The sequence below is a fragment of the Streptomyces sp. NBC_00234 genome (assembly GCF_036195325.1).
Taxonomy (GTDB): Bacteria; Actinomycetota; Actinomycetes; order Streptomycetales; family Streptomycetaceae; genus Streptomyces.
Genome location: NZ_CP108101.1, coordinates 6,447,168 through 6,463,538 on the forward strand (window position 1 = coordinate 6,447,168; position 16,371 = coordinate 6,463,538).

Here is a 16,371-nt window from a genome sequence, read left to right on the forward strand (position 1 = left end):
CCGGTACTCAGCCCTTCACGAGGAGGCCGCGGCTGCGCAGGACCCACCGCTCCAGCGGACTGAAGATCAACAGGTCGATCGCGATGCCGACGAACAGGATGAGGAGGATCGAGAGGAAGATCCCCGGCATGTCGAAGTTGTTGCGGCCGTTCTCCAGCAACTGCCCCAGCCCCAGGCCGAGATCGGGGGAGGAGGCGATGATCTCCGCTGCCATCAGGGAACGCCAGGAGAAGGCCCAGCCCTGCTTGAGGCCCGCCAGGTAACCGGGCAGAGCCGCCGGCAGGACGATGTGCCAGGTGCCGCGCAGCCCGGTCGCACCGAGGGTGCGGCCGGCCCTGAGGAACAGCGGCGGCACCTGGTCGACACCGGAGACCAGGCCGTTGGCGATCGAGGGGACCGCGCCCAGCAGGATCACCGCGTACATCATCTTGTCGTTGAGCCCGAGCCAGATCACGGCCGGCGCCACCCAGGCCACCGAGGGCAGGGACTGGAGCCCGGACAGGATCGGGCCGATGGCGGACCGGACGAACTTCACCCGGGCCACCAGCAGACCCAGCGGCGTACCCAGGGCGACGGCCAGCAGGAATCCGAGCAGGCCGCGCGAGACGCTGGTCCAGATGACCTCCAGCAGCGTCCCCTGGAGCCACATGTCGACCGCGCTGTCCCAGACGGCGGACGGCGGCGGCAGCTTGTAGTCCTCGGTGACCTGCGCGGTGACCAGCAGCTGCCAGACCGCCACCACCAGCACCACCGCGAGCAGCGGCGGCAGGACCTTGCCGACCAGGACCTCGCGCACCGGGGTCCGCCGCACCTGCACGGCGTCCAGGGCGTCGAGTCCGGCTTCGAGACCGGCCAGATCGTCGGTCTTGATGTCAGTGCTGGCCATGTCGGCGGATCTCCCCACGCAGTTCTTCGGTGATCTCGACGGAGAGCTCCGCCACCGCGGTGTCCTCGATGCGGCGCGGCTGCTCGATGTCGACCGTCCACTCCCGGGCGATCCGGCCCGGCCGGGACGACAGCAGCACGACCCGCTGGGCGAGCCGCACCGCCTCCCGCACGTTGTGGGTGACGAAGAGGACCGAGGCGTTCGTCTCGCGCCAGATCCGGGTCAGTTCGTCGTGCAGCACGTCGCGGGTGATGGCGTCGAGCGCGGCGAACGGCTCGTCCATCAGAAGCAGTTGGCTGTCCTGGGCGAGCGCGCGGGCCATCGCCACGCGCTGGCGCATACCGCCGGAGAGTTCATGGACCCGCTTGCCGAACGCCCCGCCCAGCCGCACGAGTTCGAGCAGCCGCTCGGCCTCCGCGCGACGGTCCTGCTTCGGCACCCCGCGCAGCCGCAGGGCGAGTTCGATGTTCTTGCCCGCGGTCAGCCACGGGAAGAGGGCGTGCTCCTGGAACATCAGGGCCGGCCGCCCGCCGGGGGTCTCGATGGACCCCGCGGTCGGGCGGTCGAGTCCGGCCACCAGGTTGAGCAGAGTCGACTTTCCGCACCCGGAGGCTCCCAGGAGGGTGACGAACTCGCCGGGAGCGACATCGAGCGTGATGTCGTCCAGGACGAGCTGCTGACCCGTGGGTCCGGCGAAGGACTTCGAGACGTGCGAGATACGAGCGGCGTGCTCGACCGCTGCACGGTCCTCGGCCTTGGTGAGGGTGGTGGTCGCCATGGTCGTCACCTCCTGGGAATCCTGGAACGGATGGGCGGTCGGGCTACTTGACGCCGAGACCGGCGTCGCTGACCTCGGGCTTGCCCGCGGCCTTCAGGATCTTGTTCAGCGGACCGAGGTCGTAGATGCCCGTCAGGTCCGTCTCCTCCAGGAGACCGGCCTTCACCGCGTGGTCGGCCTGCGCGCCGAGCGTGGCGGCCAGCGGGTCGTCCGTGAACTGGATGGACTTCCACGCCGGGTCGATGACCTCGGGAGCCAGCTCCTTGCCGCTGAGCTCCTTGAGCGCGGCGTTGGCCGACGCCTTCGCCTTGTCCGGGTTGGCGTTGATCCACGCGTTGGTGTTCACCGAACCGCGCAGCACCGCCTCGACGACGTCGGGGTGCTCGGAGAGGAACTTCTGCGACACGATGATGTTCGTGATCACGAACTTGTTGCCGGGCCACAGCGTGGACTCGTCGAGGAGGACCTTGCCTCCCTCGGCGACCAGCTTGGACGCGGTCGGCTCGGGCACCCAGGCGCCGTCCAGGGAACCGGCCTTGAAGGCGTCCGGCGTCACCTTGTTGTCCGAACGGACCACGGAGACGTCGCCCTTGCCGCTCTGGGCGTCGACCTTCCAGCCCTTCTCGGAGATCCAGTTGAGGAACGCCACGTCCTGGGTGTTGCCGAGCTGAGGAGTGGCGATCTTCTTGCCCTTGAGGTCGTCCAGGGTCTTGATCTTCTTCGGGTCGACGACCAGCTTGACGCCGCCGGAGGCCGAACCGCCGACGATCCGCAGGCTCTTGCCCTCGGACTTCGAGAAGCCGTTGATGGAGGGCGAGGGGCCGATGAAGCCGATGTCGATCGCGCCCGCGTTGAGGGCCTCGATCTCGGAGGGCCCCGCGTTGAACGTCGAGGGCTTCACCTCGGTGCCGCCGAGCTCCTTGGCGATCAGGCCCTCCTGGATACCGACCAGGGCGGTGGCGTGCGTGAGGTTCGGGAAGTAGCCGATCTTCACGCTGTCCGCGGAGAGCTTCTTGCCGTCGGCGGAGACGTTCGACTTCTTGGAGTCGTCGTCCTTGGCGTCGGAGCCGTAACCGCAGGCCGTGAGTACCACGGCGAGCAGCGGCAGAGCGGCGGCAGCTGCGAGGCTGCGGCGAACGGTGGAACGTGGGGCAGACACGGGAGGCTTTCCTCTCGTCGTCCCGGCGTTCACGTCCCCCGGAAGTCCGGGGACGCGGCCGGGTGGTCGGCAGGTCTTCGTCTGAACTGGCGGTGCGGGTGGTGCAAGCGGGCGCGCAGGCAGTGCGCGTACGTCATCACGCACATCGCCCGACCCCGCCCTGGCCGCTGCCGAGGGCGCCGCTGCCGACCCGGCCGCCCTCCTTCGCGAAGGTCGAGAAGACGTCGATACCCATCAGAAGTCCCATCCGGCGTCGTCGCCCGCCGGGGTCTCGTCCTGGACGGACCCGGCGACCTCGGCGAACGAGGCGCCCGCCATGCCGGCGGAGAGCGTGGTGCCGTCCGCGGGGTCGATCAGCAGGAACGACCCGGTACGGCGGGAGTCCGCGTACGAGTCGAGCGCGAGCGGTTCCGCGGTGCGCACGACGACCCGGCCGATGTCGTTGGCGACCAGCTGCCCCGGCGCGGGGTGCTGGGAGAGGTCGTCGAGGGTCAGGCGGGACGGGATGTCCTTGACGATCGCCTTGACCGTCCGGGTGGTGTGCTTGAGCAGCACCCGCTGGCCCACCGAGAGCGGCTGGTCGGCCACGTGGCAGACCGTCGCCTCGACGTCCTGGGTGACCGCGGGCGCGTCGTCGGCGGGGGCGAGCAGGTCGCCGCGCGAGACGTCGATGTCGTCGGCCAGCCGGATGGTGACGGACTGCGGTGCCCACGCGACGTCGACGCTCTCACCGAGCGCGTCGATCCCCGCGATCGTCGAGGTGCGGCCCGAGGGAAGGACGGTGACGGACTCGCCGACGCGGAAGGCTCCCGCGGCGATCTGGCCCGCGTAGCCGCGGTAGTCGGGGTGCTCGGCGGTCTGCGGACGGATGACGTACTGCACGGGGAACCGGGCGTGGCAGGCGGTGAGGTCGTGGCTGACCGGCACCGTCTCCAGGTGTTCCAGCACGGTCGGGCCGCCGTACCAGTCCATGTTGGCCGAGGGCTCCACGACGTTGTCACCGGCGAGTGCCGAGATCGGGATCGCGGTGATCTCCGGGACGCCGAGGGACGCCGCGTACGCGGTGAACTCCTTGGCTATGGCGGCGAACACGGGCTCCGCGTACGCGACCAGGTCCATCTTGTTGACGGCCAGGACCACGTGCGGGACGCGCAGCAGCGCGGCGACGGCGGCGTGCCGGCGGGTCTGTTCGACGACACCGTTGCGGGCGTCGACGAGGACCACGGCCAGCTCGGCCGTCGAGGCCCCGGTCACCATGTTGCGGGTGTACTGCACATGGCCCGGTGTGTCGGCGAGGATGAACCGGCGGGCCGGCGTGGCGAAGTAGCGGTAGGCGACATCGATGGTGATGCCCTGCTCGCGCTCGGCCCGCAGTCCGTCGGTCAGCAGCGCCAGGTCGGGCGCCTCCTGGCCACGGCTGCGCGAGGCGTGCTCGACGGCCTCCAGCTGGTCGGTGAGGACCGACTTGGAGTCGTGCAGCAGCCGTCCCACGAGGGTGGACTTGCCGTCGTCGACCGAGCCCGCGGTGGCGAAGCGAAGCAGCGTGGTGGTCGACACCTCGGCGGCCTGCTGGGTGGGTGTGGTCATGTTAGAAGTACCCCTCGCGCTTGCGGTCTTCCATCGCGGCCTCGGACATCTTGTCGTCGGCGCGCGTCGCGCCCCGCTCGGTGAGACGGGAGGCGGCGATCTCGGTGATCACGGCGTCCAGCGTGGTGGCGTCGGAGTCGACGGCGCCGGTGCAGGACATGTCGCCGACGGTGCGGTAGCGCACCAGCCGGGTCTCGACCGTCTCGTGGTCCTTGGGGCCGCCCCACTCGCCCGCCGTCAGCCACATCCCGGAGCGGCTGAAGACCTCGCGCTCGTGGGCGAAGTAGATCCCGGGGAGCTCGATGCCCTCGCGCTCGATGTACTGCCAGACGTCGAGCTCGGTCCAGTTCGAGATCGGGAAGACCCGCACGTGCTCACCGGGCGCGTGGCGGCCGTTGTAGAGCTGCCACAGCTCGGGGCGCTGCCGGCGGGGGTCCCATTGCGAGAACTCGTCGCGCAGCGAGAAGACCCGCTCCTTGGCGCGCGCCTTCTCCTCGTCGCGGCGCCCGCCGCCGAACACCGCGTCGAAGCGGAGCTGCTGGATGGCTTCGGTCAGCGGCACCGTCTGGAGCGGGTTGCGCGTGCCGTCGGGGCGCTCGCGGAGCTTCCCGGCGTCGATGTACTCCTGTACGGAGGCGACGTGCAGCCGCAGCCCGTGCTTCTCGACGGTGCGGTCCCGGTACTCCAGGACCTCGGGGAAGTTGTGCCCCGTGTCGACGTGCAGCAGCGTGAACGGCACCGGCGCGGGCGCGAACGCCTTGAGCGCCAGGTGCAGCATCAGGATCGAGTCCTTGCCGCCGGAGAACAGGATCACCGGCCGCTCGAACTCTCCCGCCACCTCGCGGAAGATGTGCACGGCCTCGGACTCCAGGGAGTCCAGGTGGCTGAGCGCGTAAGGATGGACGGTGCCTTCCGGCACGGTGGCGACGGTCGTCACGCCAGGCCCCTCTCGGTGAGCAGCGCGCGCAGCGCGCTTGCGGACTCCTGCACGGTCTGCTGGTGCGACTCGATCCGCAGATCGGGCGACTCGGGTGCCTCGTAGGGGTCGTCGACCCCGGTGAGACCACTGATCTCGCCCGCTGCCTGCTTGGCGTACAGCCCCTTCACGTCCCGCTCGGAGCACACCTCGACGGGGGTGGCGACGTGCACCTCCAGGTAGGCGGTGCCCTCGGTCCGGTGGCGCTTGCGGACCGCGTCGCGGCTGTCCGCGTACGGCGCGATCACCGGGACGAGCACCTTCACGCCGTTCGCCGCCAGCAGTTCGGCGACGAAGCCGATCCGCTGGACGTTGGTGTGGCGGTCCTCGCGGGAGAAGCCGAGGCCCGCGGAGAGGAACTCCCGGATCTCGTCGCCGTCGAGCACCTCCACCTTGTGCCCGTCACCGCGCAGCCGGCCCGCCAGCTCGTACGCGATGGTCGTCTTGCCCGCGCTCGGCAGACCGGTCAGCCAGACGGTGGCCCCTGTCTCCGTCACGCTCATCGAAGTCTCCTGATCCGTTGTCATCAGCCGTGCAGCCCGCACTCGGTCTTGCCCCGCCCGGCCCACCGGCCGGCCCGTGCGTCCTCGCCCTCCAGCACCCGCCGGGTGCAGGGCGCGCAGCCCACGGAGGCGTATCCGTCCATCAGGAGCGGGTTGGTCAGCACGCCGTGTTCGGCAACATAGGCATCCACGTCGTCCTGCGTCCAAGAGGCGATTGGCGAGATCTTGACCTTGCGCCGCTTCTCGTCCCAGCCCACCACCGGTGTGTTCGCCCGGGTCGGTGATTCGTCCCGCCGCAGGCCGGTCGCCCACGCGGTGTACGAAGTCAGGCCGTCCTCAAGGGGCTTGACCTTCCGCAGGGCGCAGCAGAGGTCGGGGTCGCGGTCGTGCAACTTCGGCCCGTACTCGGCGTCCTGCTCGGCCACGGTCTGCCGCGGGGTGAGCGTGATGACGTTCACGTCCATCACCGCGTCCACCGCGTCCCGGGTGCCGATGGTCTCGGGGAAGTGGTAGCCGGTGTCGAGGAACACCACGTCCACACCGGGGGCGACGCGCGAGGCGAGATGCGCGACCACCGCGTCCTCCATCGAGGACGTGACGCAGAACCGCGTCCCGAACGTGTCGGTCGCCCACTTCAGGATGTCGGTCGCGGAGGCGTTCTCCAGGTCCCGTCCCGCCTGTTCGGCCAGTTCCCTCAGGGCCTCGTCGGTGAGCTCGCCGGCTTGCAGAGTGCCCGTCATATCCCGTCCCCTTCAACGTCGTTGCGCTTCAGTCCCTGGGACAGCAGCCCCAGGAACTTCAGCTGGAACGCGCGGTTGCAGGAGGCACATTCCCAGGCGCCGTGCCCGGTCTCGTGCGGACGCAGGTCCTCGTCGCCGCAGTACGGGCAGTAGAACGGCGCGGCTCGTTCGCTCATGACAGCGACTCCGCGCTGGCGCGGGCGGCCCAGGTCGCGAAGCGCTCGTCGTCCTCGCGCTCCTCCTGGAAACGGCCCAGCACGCGCTCGACGTAGTCGGGCAGTTCGGCCGAAGTGACCTTGAGGCCACGGACCTTGCGGCCGAAGCCGGCCTCCAGGCCCAGTGCGCCGCCGAGGTGCACCTGGTAGCCCTCGACCTGGTTGCCCTCGTCGTCGAGCATGAGCTGGCCCTTGAGACCGATGTCGGCCGTCTGGATACGGGCGCAGGCGTTGGGGCAGCCGTTGATGTTGATCGTCAGCGGCTCCTCGAAGTCCGGCATGCGGCGCTCCAGTTCGTCGATGAGCGAGGCGCCGCGCGCCTTCGTCTCGACGATGGCCAGCTTGCAGAACTCGATCCCGGTGCAGGCCATGGTGCCGCGCCGGAACGGCGACGGCCTGACCTGGAAGTCGAGCGCCTCCAGACCGGAGACCAGCGACTCGACCCGGTCCTCCGTCACGTCGAGGATGATCATCTTCTGCTCGACGGTGGTACGGAGCCGGTCCGAGCCGTGCGCCGCGGCGAGGTCGGCGATCTTGGCCAGGGTGGAGCCGTCCACGCGGCCGACGCGCGGGGCGAAGCCGACGTAGAACCGGCCGTCGCTCTGCTGGTGGACGCCGATGTGGTCGCGCCAGCGGGAGGAGGGCTGGGCGGGCGGCGGTCCGTCGAGCAGCGGGCGCTTGAGGTACTCGTCCTCCAGCACCTGGCGGAACTTGGCGGGACCCCAGTCGGCCATCAGGAACTTCAGGCGGGCGCGGGTCCGCAGCCGGCGGTAGCCGTAGTCGCGGAAGATGCCGACGACTCCGGCCCAGACGTCCGGGACCTCGTCGAGCGGCACCCAGGTGCCGAGCCGCTCCGCGAGCCGCGGGTTGGTGGAGAGCCCGCCGCCGACCCAGACGTCGAAACCGGGGCCGTGCTCGGGGTGGTCGACACCGACGAACGCGATGTCGTTGATCTCGTGGACCACGTCCTGCACCGGCGAGCCGGAGATGGCGGTCTTGAACTTGCGGGGCAGGTTGGAGAATTCGGGGCTGCCGATGTAGCGGTCGTGGATCTCGTCGACCGCCGGGGTGCCGTCGATGATCTCGTCCGCCGCGATACCCGCCACCGGGGAACCGATGATCACGCGGGGGCAGTCACCGCACGCCTCGGTGGTGGAGAGCCCGACGGCCTCCAGCTTCTCCCAGATCGCCGGAACGTCCTCGATGCGGATCCAGTGCAGCTGGACGTTCTGCCGGTCGGTGATGTCGGCGGTGCCCCGCGCGTACTCCTGCGAGATCTCACCGATGACGCGGAGCTGTGCGGTGGTCAGCCGGCCGCCGTCGATGCGGACGCGGAGCATGAAGTAGCGGTCGTCCAGCTCCTCCGGCTCCAGGATCGCGGTCTTGCCGCCGTCGATGCCGGGCTTGCGCTGGGTGTAGAGGCCCCACCAGCGCATCCGTCCACGCAGGTCGTTGGGGTCGATCGAGTCGAAGCCGCGCTTGGAGTAGATCGTCTCAATACGTGTCCGCACGTTGAGACTGTCGTCGTCCTTCTTGAACTGCTCGTTCCCGTTGAGCGGGGTGAAGTGCCCCATCGCCCACTGGCCCTCGCCACGGTGGCGTCCGGCCTTGCGGCGGGGCGCGGTGGTCGCAGGCTGTTCCGGGGTGGCGGCCATGACAATACGTCCTTCGGGACTGCGGGAGGGCGGCTCTGAACTGCACACTCGCGCGGAGGCGCGGCGGTGCGCTGGGTCAGTACAGGTAAAGGGATCTCGGCGATGCTGGGTTTCTCAGCTCGCCGGACAGATGGCGCTGGACATGCGGCCGAGGTCGACGTGCCGCCGACTCACCAAGGCAATTCCAGTTCCAGACATGACGGAAGCGTGTCACGCGCAGTTCCGAGCAGTCCACCACGATCCACAATGTGGACGACATGGTCTCGAACAGTGAGACCCTGTGTCCTCCGTCACTCCCGTGGGGTCGACAAGTCGACTCAGGCGGTGTGCGCCCCGGGCCAGGGGCCGGGCGTCTCGACCTCCGCCTCCTGCTCGATCCGGGTGTCGAAGAGCCGGAAACCGCGGCGCAGGTAGTTGTCCATGGCGTGCGGGCCGTCCTTGGAGCAGGTGTGGAGCCACACCCGCTTCGTCGGCGTCCGCTCCTGCCAGCGCTCGGCCAGGTCCCAGGCGCGTGCCACGCCGACCGAGAGGAGGTGCCCGCCGATCCGCCGTCCCCGGAAAGCCGGGATCAGGCCGAAGTACATGATCTCCACGACGCCGTCGTCCTGCGGGTCGAGCTCCACGTAACCGGCCGGGGTGCCGTTCTCGTACGCCACCCAGGTCTCGGCCCCGGGCCGGTCCAGGGCGTCCTGCCACTGCGCGTACGACATCCCGAGCCGGTCGGTCCACTGGATGTCGCCGCCGACCGCCGTGTAGAGGAAGCGGCTGAACTCGGGCAGCGGCCTCTCGGAGCGTACGACCCGCACATCGCCGTCGGGGGCGGCGGAGGGCCGCAGGTCGGCGGGCGAGGTCTGCTCCAGGGACCAGATGGTCACCGGGGCGGTGGCGGTGTCGGGGCGCGAGGGGGTGCTCATACGGCCAGGGAATCACGCCGTTCGATTTCGGCCAAGGCGGGTCCGGGTCCTGGTCAGGGCCCGGACCCGGTCCCGGGCCCCTAGGGCCGCGGCTCAGCAGGAGCCGTTGATGGCCCCGTTGACGCCCGTCCACATGTACGCGTCGCTCACCCACGTACCGTCCGAGAGTCTGTTCCAGAGACTGGTGGTGCCGTAGCGGCCGGTGTGCGAGGTGCCGTTCGCGGAGCAGGACACCGTGACCGTGGCCCCGTCGGCGACGGAGCCGCTGACGGCGTAGCCGGTGCCCGGCCCCGTGCGCCTGTTGACCGAACCGCCCCCGTTGGCGTCGATGACGCCCTGGTTCAGGCCGAGGGCGCCGTAGTTGTAGAGGTTGCCCCCGGCGCCGACGCGGACGCTGCCGTGCAGCGCCGAGCCCTGGTAGGCGGCGCCGCCGTTCTCGACGACCCACTTGCCCAGCCCGTGGCCGGCCAGCCCCACGTAGGCGCTGTTCTGTCGCAGGCCGAAGTGGACGTGGCGCCCGTAGGCCGCGCCGCCGCACGTGACGTCCGTACCGGTGTTGCCGAGGAAGGCGCCGGCTCCCACGGCGGTGCCGTTGGCGCTGATGTTGCTCCACAGGTGGTAGTAGTCCGTGGAGTAGCCGCGGTCGTGGATGACGCGGACCCAGCCCGTGCACATCGTGTACGCCGTGCCCCCGCGCGCCGCGCGTACCGCCTGGTCGCCCCCGGCGAAGTCCGCCGAGCTCCAGGGGGCCTCGGTGCCGCCCCAGCCGTGCGGACCCGAGGTCATGGCCCAGGTCTGGCCGGTGGCCCAGGGAAGGGCCATGCCCGTGCGGAAGTCACTCCCGGCGAGCGGTGTGATCCCGTCGGTGCGCGCGGCCGGCTGTCTGCCGTCCTGGTCGGCGAAGAGCGGCTTCTCGGCGGCCCTGGTGAGGGTGGAGCGGGCCGAGAGCTCGGCGAACCGCTGCTCGCCGTCGAACGCCACCTGCCAGGAGCCCTTCTCCCGGTGGGCGATGAACAGCCAGCCCTCCGGCATCCGGTCCGCGCCGGGCTCGGTGGCCAGCACGGCGGTGCCGTGGGCCCAGGCCCCGGCCTCGCGCGTCACCTTCACCACCGGCCGGCCGGCCGGGGCCGCGGCGCCGGTCCGCTGCTGTCCGCGGTCGTGCAGATGCGCGGTCACCGCGGCCTCCGGGCCGGGGACGGCCACCGCCCTCCCCGAACCGGCCGCCACGGACGGTCCTGCGGTGAGCAGTGTGCTCGCGGCTGCCACCGCGAGGGTCGTCACGATTCTCGCGAGGGACGACGTGCGGCGTCTTCGATGCGACATCAATCCGATTCCTCCGACGAGGGCGCAGCTCGTTCCCGGGAATGGGTCCGGGGAAGGGTCTACGCGCATGGACAAGTCAGGAAGCAGACTCCCGGGAAGATCTGTACATGACAAGACGGCCTCGTGGTCCGCCCCCCTTGCGACTCCGCGCGCCGCTAGGTCCCGCGCGTCCCGACCACCACCGGCGCCTTCGAGTGCGGCAGCAGATCGGCCGGATCCTCCGGGTGGACCACCTCCACCTCCACCCCCTCGCCGAAGCGGTACGGGCGGTGGGCGAGCACCTCCGCGAGGTGGCGGCGCAGCCGCGAGATCTCGGCCCGGACCGTCACCGTCCTGGTCGCGTCCCCGAAGATGTCCTGCGCCAGCTCCGCGGCCGTGCGGCCCTCCCGGTGCAGAGCCAGCGCGTACAGCAGCTCCGCGTGGCGCGGCGAGAGCCGCTGGGTCCACGTGCCCACCGGGGTGATCACATGGGCCGTCAGCCCCCTGGCCCTGCTCAGGTCCAGCACCACCCGGCGCGGCGGCCCGTCCAGGCTCGCGTCGGCCACCTGCACCAGCCAGCCGCCCGGCAGCGGCTCCACCCGGCACATGCCGAGGGACGGCAGCCACACCCGCCCCGCCTGCAAGGACTTCGGCAGGGGCAGCCGGTCCACCGGCGGCATGCCCGTGACGGCGGCCAGCCAGCCGTGGTTGTCCACGGCCAGCACCCGCCCGCTCAGCCGGCAGAGGATCGGAGCGGCCACCGACCGCAGCCGCTCGATCGCGACCAGATGCCGCATCCTGATCTCGCTCTCCGCGAGCTTGGCCACCGAGTCGACCAGCGCCAGCGTGGCCGGGTGGAAGGTCCGGGCCGGGCCGCTGATGTCCAGGATGCCCACCAGCCTGCCGTCCCGGGGGTCGCGCACCGGAGCGGCGGCGCAGGTCCAGGTGTGCAGCGAGCGGACGAAGTGCTCGGCGGAGTGGACCTGGATCGGCTTGCGCGTGGCGAGCGTCGTGCCGATGGCGTTGGTGCCCGTGGTCGCCTCCGACCACGCGGCGCCCTCCTCCAGGCAGATGCCGTCGGCCTGGCGCAGCACCGCCGCGTGCCCCTGGCGCCACAGCACCCGGCCGTCCACGTCGGTGACCACCATGATCTGCTGCGAGGCGTCGGCGATGGAGGCCAGGCCGTTGCGCAGCAACGGCATCACCTCACCGATCGTGGACGCGTTGCGCCGGTGCTCGATCTCGTTCGAACCCAGCAGCTCGCTCTCCGTGGACTGGTCCGGGTCGAGGCCGCTGCGCACCACCCGGTCCCACGAGGCGTCGATCTCCGCGCGCGGGGCGGTCTTCGCGCGCAGGCCGGCCTGTCTGGCCTCCCGTGCCTCGTGGAGCAGTCGCGCGGTTCCGTCGGCCGACGGATCAACTCCTCGCGGCTGCCCTGCGCGGCTGGTCCGCATCACACGTTCCCCCTTATCGGTCTTCCCCGTTCGTTCCGCTGCGGGTGAGCCCGCGTCCGGCCGACCGCGGCCGGCCGGGTCCCATCCTGCCGTTGTCCGACGCCGTGTGCGGGAACTCCATCAATGCTTGCAACCCCTTGCAACTCTGGTCAGTGGGTGCACGACCGGACGAGAGTGACGGAACACCGTACTGCGGGGCCTGTGTCCCGCGGTCAGGTGTTGCACAAGCATGGAGGGTGGTGCCGTGTCGGCGCAGCACCACCCTCCGTCGCTTTTCCCCGGGAGCCCCGCTCCTACCGGTCGTAGGCCCGCGCGCGTTCCACCACCGAGGCCAGACCGGGACTGTGCGGCAGCGTGCCGAACGCCGAGCCCCAGTCGCCGCCCAGCCGTGAGGCGCAGAACGCGTCGGCGACCTCCGGCGGTGCCCAGCGGATCAGCAGCGAACCCTGGAGCACCAGCGCCATGCGCTCGGTGATCCGCCGGGCCCGCGCCTCGACCGCCTCCAGGTCGGCCAGTTCGGTGAGCAGGCCCTTGACCGCCGCGTCGAGCCGGTGGTCCTCGCCCCGGGTCGTGCCGATCTCGCGGAGGAAGGCGTCGAGGGCCTGCGGTTCGCGTTGCAGCGCCCGCAGCACGTCCAGCGCCTGTACGTTCCCCGAGCCCTCCCAGATCGAGTTGAGCGGCGCCTCGCGGAGCAGGCGCGGCATGCCGGACTCCTCCACGTACCCGTTGCCCCCGAGGCATTCCAAAGCCTCGCCCACCACCGCCGTGCACCGCTTCGTCACCCAGTACTTGGCGGTGGGCACAGCGATCCGCAGGAACGCGCGCTCCTGCGGCGTGTCCGCGTCGTAGGCCGCGGCCAGCCGCATCGCGAGCGTCGTCGCCGCCTCCGACTCCAGCGCCAGGTCCGCGAGTACGTTGCGCATCAGCGGCTTCTCGATCAGCAGGCCGCCGAACGCCCTGCGGTACGCCGTGTGATGGACCGCCTGCGCCACCGCCTGCCGCATCAGCGCCGCCGAACCGATCACGCAGTCGAGCCGGGTGGCCGCCACCATCTCGATGATGGTGCGCACCCCGCGTCCCTCCTCGCCGACCCTGCGTGCCCACGTCCCGTCGAACTCGACCTCGGCCGAGGCGTTGGACCTGTTGCCCAGTTTGTCCTTGAGCCGCTGGACGGCGAACACGTTCCGGGTCCCGTCCGGCAGCACCCGCGGCAGGAGGAAGCAGGTCAGGCCTCCGGGGGCCTGCGCGAGCACCAGGAAACCGTCGGACATCGGTGCCGAACAGAACCACTTGTGGCCGGTGAGCAGGTACTCCCCGTCCGCCGCGAGCGGCTCGGCCCGCGTCGTGTTGGATCGCACATCCGTGCCGCCCTGCTTCTCGGTCATGCCCATCCCGAAGAGCACACCGGCCTTCTGCGAGGCGGGCCGCAGCCCCTCCTCGTACACCGTCGACGTCAGCAGCGGCTCCCACTCGGCGGCCAGAGCCGGGTCGGTCCGCAGGGCCGGCACCGCCGCGTGCGTCATCGACAGCGGGCAGCCGTGCCCCGCCTCGGCCTGCGTCCACACCAGGAACCCGGCCGCGCGCCGCACATGACCGCCCGGCCTGCCCCAGGCGTCGGTCAGGCCCGCCGCGACCCCGTGGCCCAGCAGCCGGTGCCAGGACGGATGGAACTCCACCTCGTCGATCCGGTTGCCGTACCGGTCGTGCGTACGCAGCCGCGGCGGGTTCTCGTTCGCCCGCGCCCCCCACTCCTGCGCCTGGACGGACCCCGCGGACCGGCCCAGTGTGCCGAGCTCCTCCCGTACCCGGTCGAGGAGCCCGGGTGCGATATGCCGCTCCACGGCCTCGGTGAGGACGAGATCGGCGTGGAACACGTCATAGCCGACCAGCGGCGGAACCTGGTTGGTCACTGTGTGGGTGGTGGCTGCCATGCCGCTACGGTAAGGAGGTGCAGGCAGCAAATGAAACACCCGAGCGGCCATCGGGGCGACTCCACCGGGCTCGTGTCCTCTACCGCAACGTATCCAAGCGGCAGATGGCATGGCAGTTGCTCAAGGACACCGTCAACTCGTGCATCGAGTACCGCATCCTCGGCCTCGCGGCCGAGGCGGCGTTCTTCACGCTGCTGTCGCTCCCACCCCTGCTGCTCGGTCTGATCGGGCTGCTCGGATACGTCGACGAGTGGACGACCACCACCACGGTGGCCTCCATCGAGCGGAACATCCTCAACGCGGCGCAGACCGTCCTGTCCCAGCGGGGCGTCAACGACTTCGCCAAACCGCTGCTCGACGACGTGACCACGGGCGCCCGCCCCGACGTGATCTCCATCGGCTTCGCGATCGCCCTCTGGTCCGGCTCCCGCGCGGTGAACGTCTTCATCGACACGATCACCGTCATGTACGGACTCGACGGGGAGCGGGGCATCGTCAAGACCCGGCTGCTCGCCTTCCTGCTGTACGTCGTCGCGCTGCTGCTCGGCGCGGTGGTGCTGCCCCTGCTCGTCGTCGGGCCCGACCGGGTCGTGGAGTTCGTGCCCTGGGGCACGGAAGTCATAGCCGTCCTGTACTGGCCGCTGGTCATCCTGCTGACCATCGCCTTCCTCACGACGCTCTACCACGTGTCGGTGCCGGTCCGTTCGCCGTGGATCGAGGACGTACCGGGGGCGCTGGTGGCCCTTGCCATGTGGGTCGTCGGCAGCTTCCTGCTCAGGATCTACCTCACCAGCACGGTCGAAGGCCCCACGATCTACGGCTCGTTGGCCGCCCCCATCGCTGTCCTGTTGTGGATCGGTATCTCCGCTTTCGCGGTATTGGTCGGCGCCGCGGTCAACGCGGCCATCGACCGGGTGTGGCCCTCGCTCGCGACCGCCGCGGCCCGAGCGGCCAACGAGCGGGCCCGGGCGGCGCAGGCCGCCGAGTTCGTGGCCCGTACGCGGTACGCCGCGGGCGCGCACGAGGACGACGAGGACGACGAGGACGTGTACATGCCGTCCGAGTTCCCGGAGCGCTGGTCGCGGTTCCTGCCGCCGGACGACCTGAAGTCCCGGCTGCACGCGAGCCGCGACAAGGAGACGAAGACAGGCCCGTAGGGAGTGGTCCCTGATGTACGAGGAGTGGGCGTCGCGCATCGACGGCGCGGTCGTCTGGAGGGTGAACCACCGGGGCGGCCCCGCCCGGCCGGTCCTCCCCGACGGGTGCATGGACCTGCTCTGGTCCGGTGGCGGGCTCCGGGTCGCGGGACCCGACACCCACGCCTTCCTGGTGTCCGACGAGGACGAGGGGCCCTGCGCCGGGATTCGTTTCGCTCCCGGAACGGCACCGGCCTTCTTCGGCGTACCCGCCCACGAACTGCGTGACCGGCGGGTCGCCCTCGCCGGCCTCTGGCCCGGCGCCCACGTCCGCAGGCTGACCGAGCGGATCGGCGAGGCGGCCGACCCCGTCGCCGCGCTGGAGAGCCTCGCCCTGCGCACAGCGGCCGACGCCGGACCGCCGGACCCGCTCACGGTCTCCGTCGCCGCGCACCTGCGCCAGGGCCGGTCGGTCGCCGACACGGCCAGGGCCGCCGGGCTGGGCGCCCGCCAGCTGCACCGCCGCTCCCTGGACGCGTTCGGCTACGGGCCCAAGACGCTGGCCAGGATCCTGCGACTGCAGCGCGCGCTGGGCCTCGTACGGTCCGGAATGCCGTACGCCGAGGCCGCGTACGCCGCCGGCTGCACCGACCAGGCACATCTGGCCCGCGAGATGCGCGACCTGGCCGGCACGACGCTCGGTGACTATCTGCGGGGTAGGGGCTACGAGGCGTCGGCGAAGAGCGACACGGCGCTGCCGTCCGGATCGAGCACCACCGCGTAGCGCTGCCCCCACACCGCGTCCCACGGCTTGAGATGGCCCTCGTACCCGGCGCCGGTCAGATCGCCGTACACGGCGTCCACCTCCGCCGGGCTGTCACAGCGGAACGCGAGTCCCAGCCGCTCCCCGCCGGCCGTGCCCGCCCAGTCCGGATCGAAGGAGCGGACGACGTCCTCGGTGTCCCAGAGCAGCCGCTGCCCGCCCGGCAGGGCCACTTCCACATGGGGTGCGGATTCGGCGCCGGCCGGGATGTCGAGCCCGAGCCGGCGGTAGAAGGCGAGCGAGGCGCCCAGGTCCGCGGTGGTGATGCTGATCGCGTCGAGTCGTGGAGTCATACTCCGAACCTAGGCCCGG

At 70.9% G+C, this 16,371-nt stretch carries 17 protein-coding genes; 2 read left to right on the forward strand and 15 right to left on the reverse strand.

Going from position 1 to position 16,371, the window contains the following annotated elements:
* Positions 1 to 7 precede the first annotated feature (7 nt).
* From OG230_RS28330 to OG230_RS28395, 14 genes are all read right to left on the reverse strand, one after another.
* Positions 8 to 886, reverse strand: coding sequence for an ABC transporter permease (locus OG230_RS28330; RefSeq protein WP_328906558.1), 879 nt, complete (start codon positions 884 to 886; stop codon positions 8 to 10).
* Complete coding sequence (locus OG230_RS28335; protein ID WP_328906559.1) at positions 873 to 1,664, reverse strand: ABC transporter ATP-binding protein; 792 nt, start codon at positions 1,662 to 1,664, stop codon at positions 873 to 875. The genes OG230_RS28330 and OG230_RS28335 overlap by 14 nt, the downstream gene beginning before the upstream one ends.
* Positions 1,665 to 1,707: 43 nt before the next feature.
* Positions 1,708 to 2,823: an aliphatic sulfonate ABC transporter substrate-binding protein gene (locus tag OG230_RS28340; RefSeq protein WP_328906560.1), complete on the reverse strand. Its 1,116-nt coding sequence runs from the start codon at positions 2,821 to 2,823 to the stop codon at positions 1,708 to 1,710.
* A gap of 234 nt (positions 2,824 to 3,057) precedes the next feature.
* A complete protein-coding gene (locus OG230_RS28345) occupies positions 3,058 to 4,410 on the reverse strand; it encodes a sulfate adenylyltransferase subunit 1 (RefSeq protein ID WP_328906561.1) in 1,353 nt (450 codons plus the stop codon).
* A gap of 1 nt (position 4,411) precedes the next feature.
* A complete protein-coding gene (cysD, locus tag OG230_RS28350; protein ID WP_328906562.1) occupies positions 4,412 to 5,347 on the reverse strand; it encodes a sulfate adenylyltransferase subunit CysD in 936 nt (311 codons plus the stop codon).
* Positions 5,344 to 5,913 (reverse strand): adenylyl-sulfate kinase, encoded by a 570-nt coding sequence (gene cysC / locus OG230_RS28355; protein ID WP_328906563.1) that lies wholly within the window; start codon positions 5,911 to 5,913, stop codon positions 5,344 to 5,346. The genes cysD and cysC overlap by 4 nt, the downstream gene beginning before the upstream one ends.
* Positions 5,913 to 6,629: a phosphoadenylyl-sulfate reductase gene (locus OG230_RS28360; protein WP_328906564.1), complete on the reverse strand. Its 717-nt coding sequence runs from the start codon at positions 6,627 to 6,629 to the stop codon at positions 5,913 to 5,915. The genes cysC and OG230_RS28360 overlap by 1 nt, the downstream gene beginning before the upstream one ends.
* Complete coding sequence (locus tag OG230_RS28365; RefSeq protein ID WP_328906565.1) at positions 6,626 to 6,805, reverse strand: hypothetical protein; 180 nt, start codon at positions 6,803 to 6,805, stop codon at positions 6,626 to 6,628. Before OG230_RS28365 ends, OG230_RS28360 begins: the two co-directional genes overlap by 4 nt.
* Positions 6,802 to 8,499: a nitrite/sulfite reductase gene (locus OG230_RS28370; protein WP_328906566.1), complete on the reverse strand. Its 1,698-nt coding sequence runs from the start codon at positions 8,497 to 8,499 to the stop codon at positions 6,802 to 6,804. The genes OG230_RS28365 and OG230_RS28370 overlap by 4 nt, the downstream gene beginning before the upstream one ends.
* A 114-nt stretch (positions 8,500 to 8,613) precedes the next feature.
* Entirely contained in the window at positions 8,614 to 8,697 is an 84-nt protein-coding gene (locus OG230_RS28375) for a putative leader peptide (RefSeq protein WP_309486338.1), read from the reverse strand.
* A 119-nt stretch (positions 8,698 to 8,816) separates the two neighbouring features.
* On the reverse strand, positions 8,817 to 9,413 hold the full coding sequence (locus OG230_RS28380; RefSeq protein WP_328906567.1) for a GNAT family N-acetyltransferase: 597 nt from the start codon (positions 9,411 to 9,413) through the stop codon (positions 8,817 to 8,819).
* Positions 9,414 to 9,506: 93 nt separating this feature from the next.
* Entirely contained in the window at positions 9,507 to 10,736 is a 1,230-nt protein-coding gene (locus tag OG230_RS28385; protein WP_328906568.1) for a M23 family metallopeptidase, read from the reverse strand.
* Between the two features lie 155 nt (positions 10,737 to 10,891).
* Positions 10,892 to 12,169, reverse strand: a complete 1,278-nt coding sequence (locus tag OG230_RS28390) for a helix-turn-helix domain-containing protein (RefSeq protein WP_328906569.1) — start codon at positions 12,167 to 12,169, stop codon at positions 10,892 to 10,894.
* A 293-nt stretch (positions 12,170 to 12,462) separates the two neighbouring features.
* The gene (locus tag OG230_RS28395) at positions 12,463 to 14,100 is read right to left on the reverse strand and encodes an acyl-CoA dehydrogenase family protein (RefSeq protein ID WP_328906570.1); all 1,638 of its coding nucleotides are present in this window, start codon (positions 14,098 to 14,100) and stop codon (positions 12,463 to 12,465) included.
* 17 nt (positions 14,101 to 14,117) lie between these two features.
* Between OG230_RS28395 and OG230_RS28400 the strand changes: the two genes are divergently transcribed.
* Positions 14,118 to 15,257 carry a YihY/virulence factor BrkB family protein gene (locus OG230_RS28400; protein ID WP_328906571.1) on the forward strand — a complete coding sequence of 380 codons (1,140 nt, stop codon included), beginning with the start codon at positions 14,118 to 14,120 and terminating at the stop codon, positions 15,255 to 15,257.
* A gap of 13 nt (positions 15,258 to 15,270) precedes the next feature.
* Positions 15,271 to 16,020 carry an AraC family transcriptional regulator gene (locus tag OG230_RS28405; protein ID WP_328906572.1) on the forward strand — a complete coding sequence of 250 codons (750 nt, stop codon included), beginning with the start codon at positions 15,271 to 15,273 and terminating at the stop codon, positions 16,018 to 16,020.
* On the opposite strand, the gene OG230_RS28410 is transcribed toward OG230_RS28405, so the two are convergent.
* Complete coding sequence (locus OG230_RS28410; RefSeq protein WP_328906573.1) at positions 15,960 to 16,352, reverse strand: VOC family protein; 393 nt, start codon at positions 16,350 to 16,352, stop codon at positions 15,960 to 15,962. The genes OG230_RS28405 and OG230_RS28410 overlap by 61 nt on opposite strands.
* Between the last annotated feature and the right edge of the window lie 19 nt (positions 16,353 to 16,371).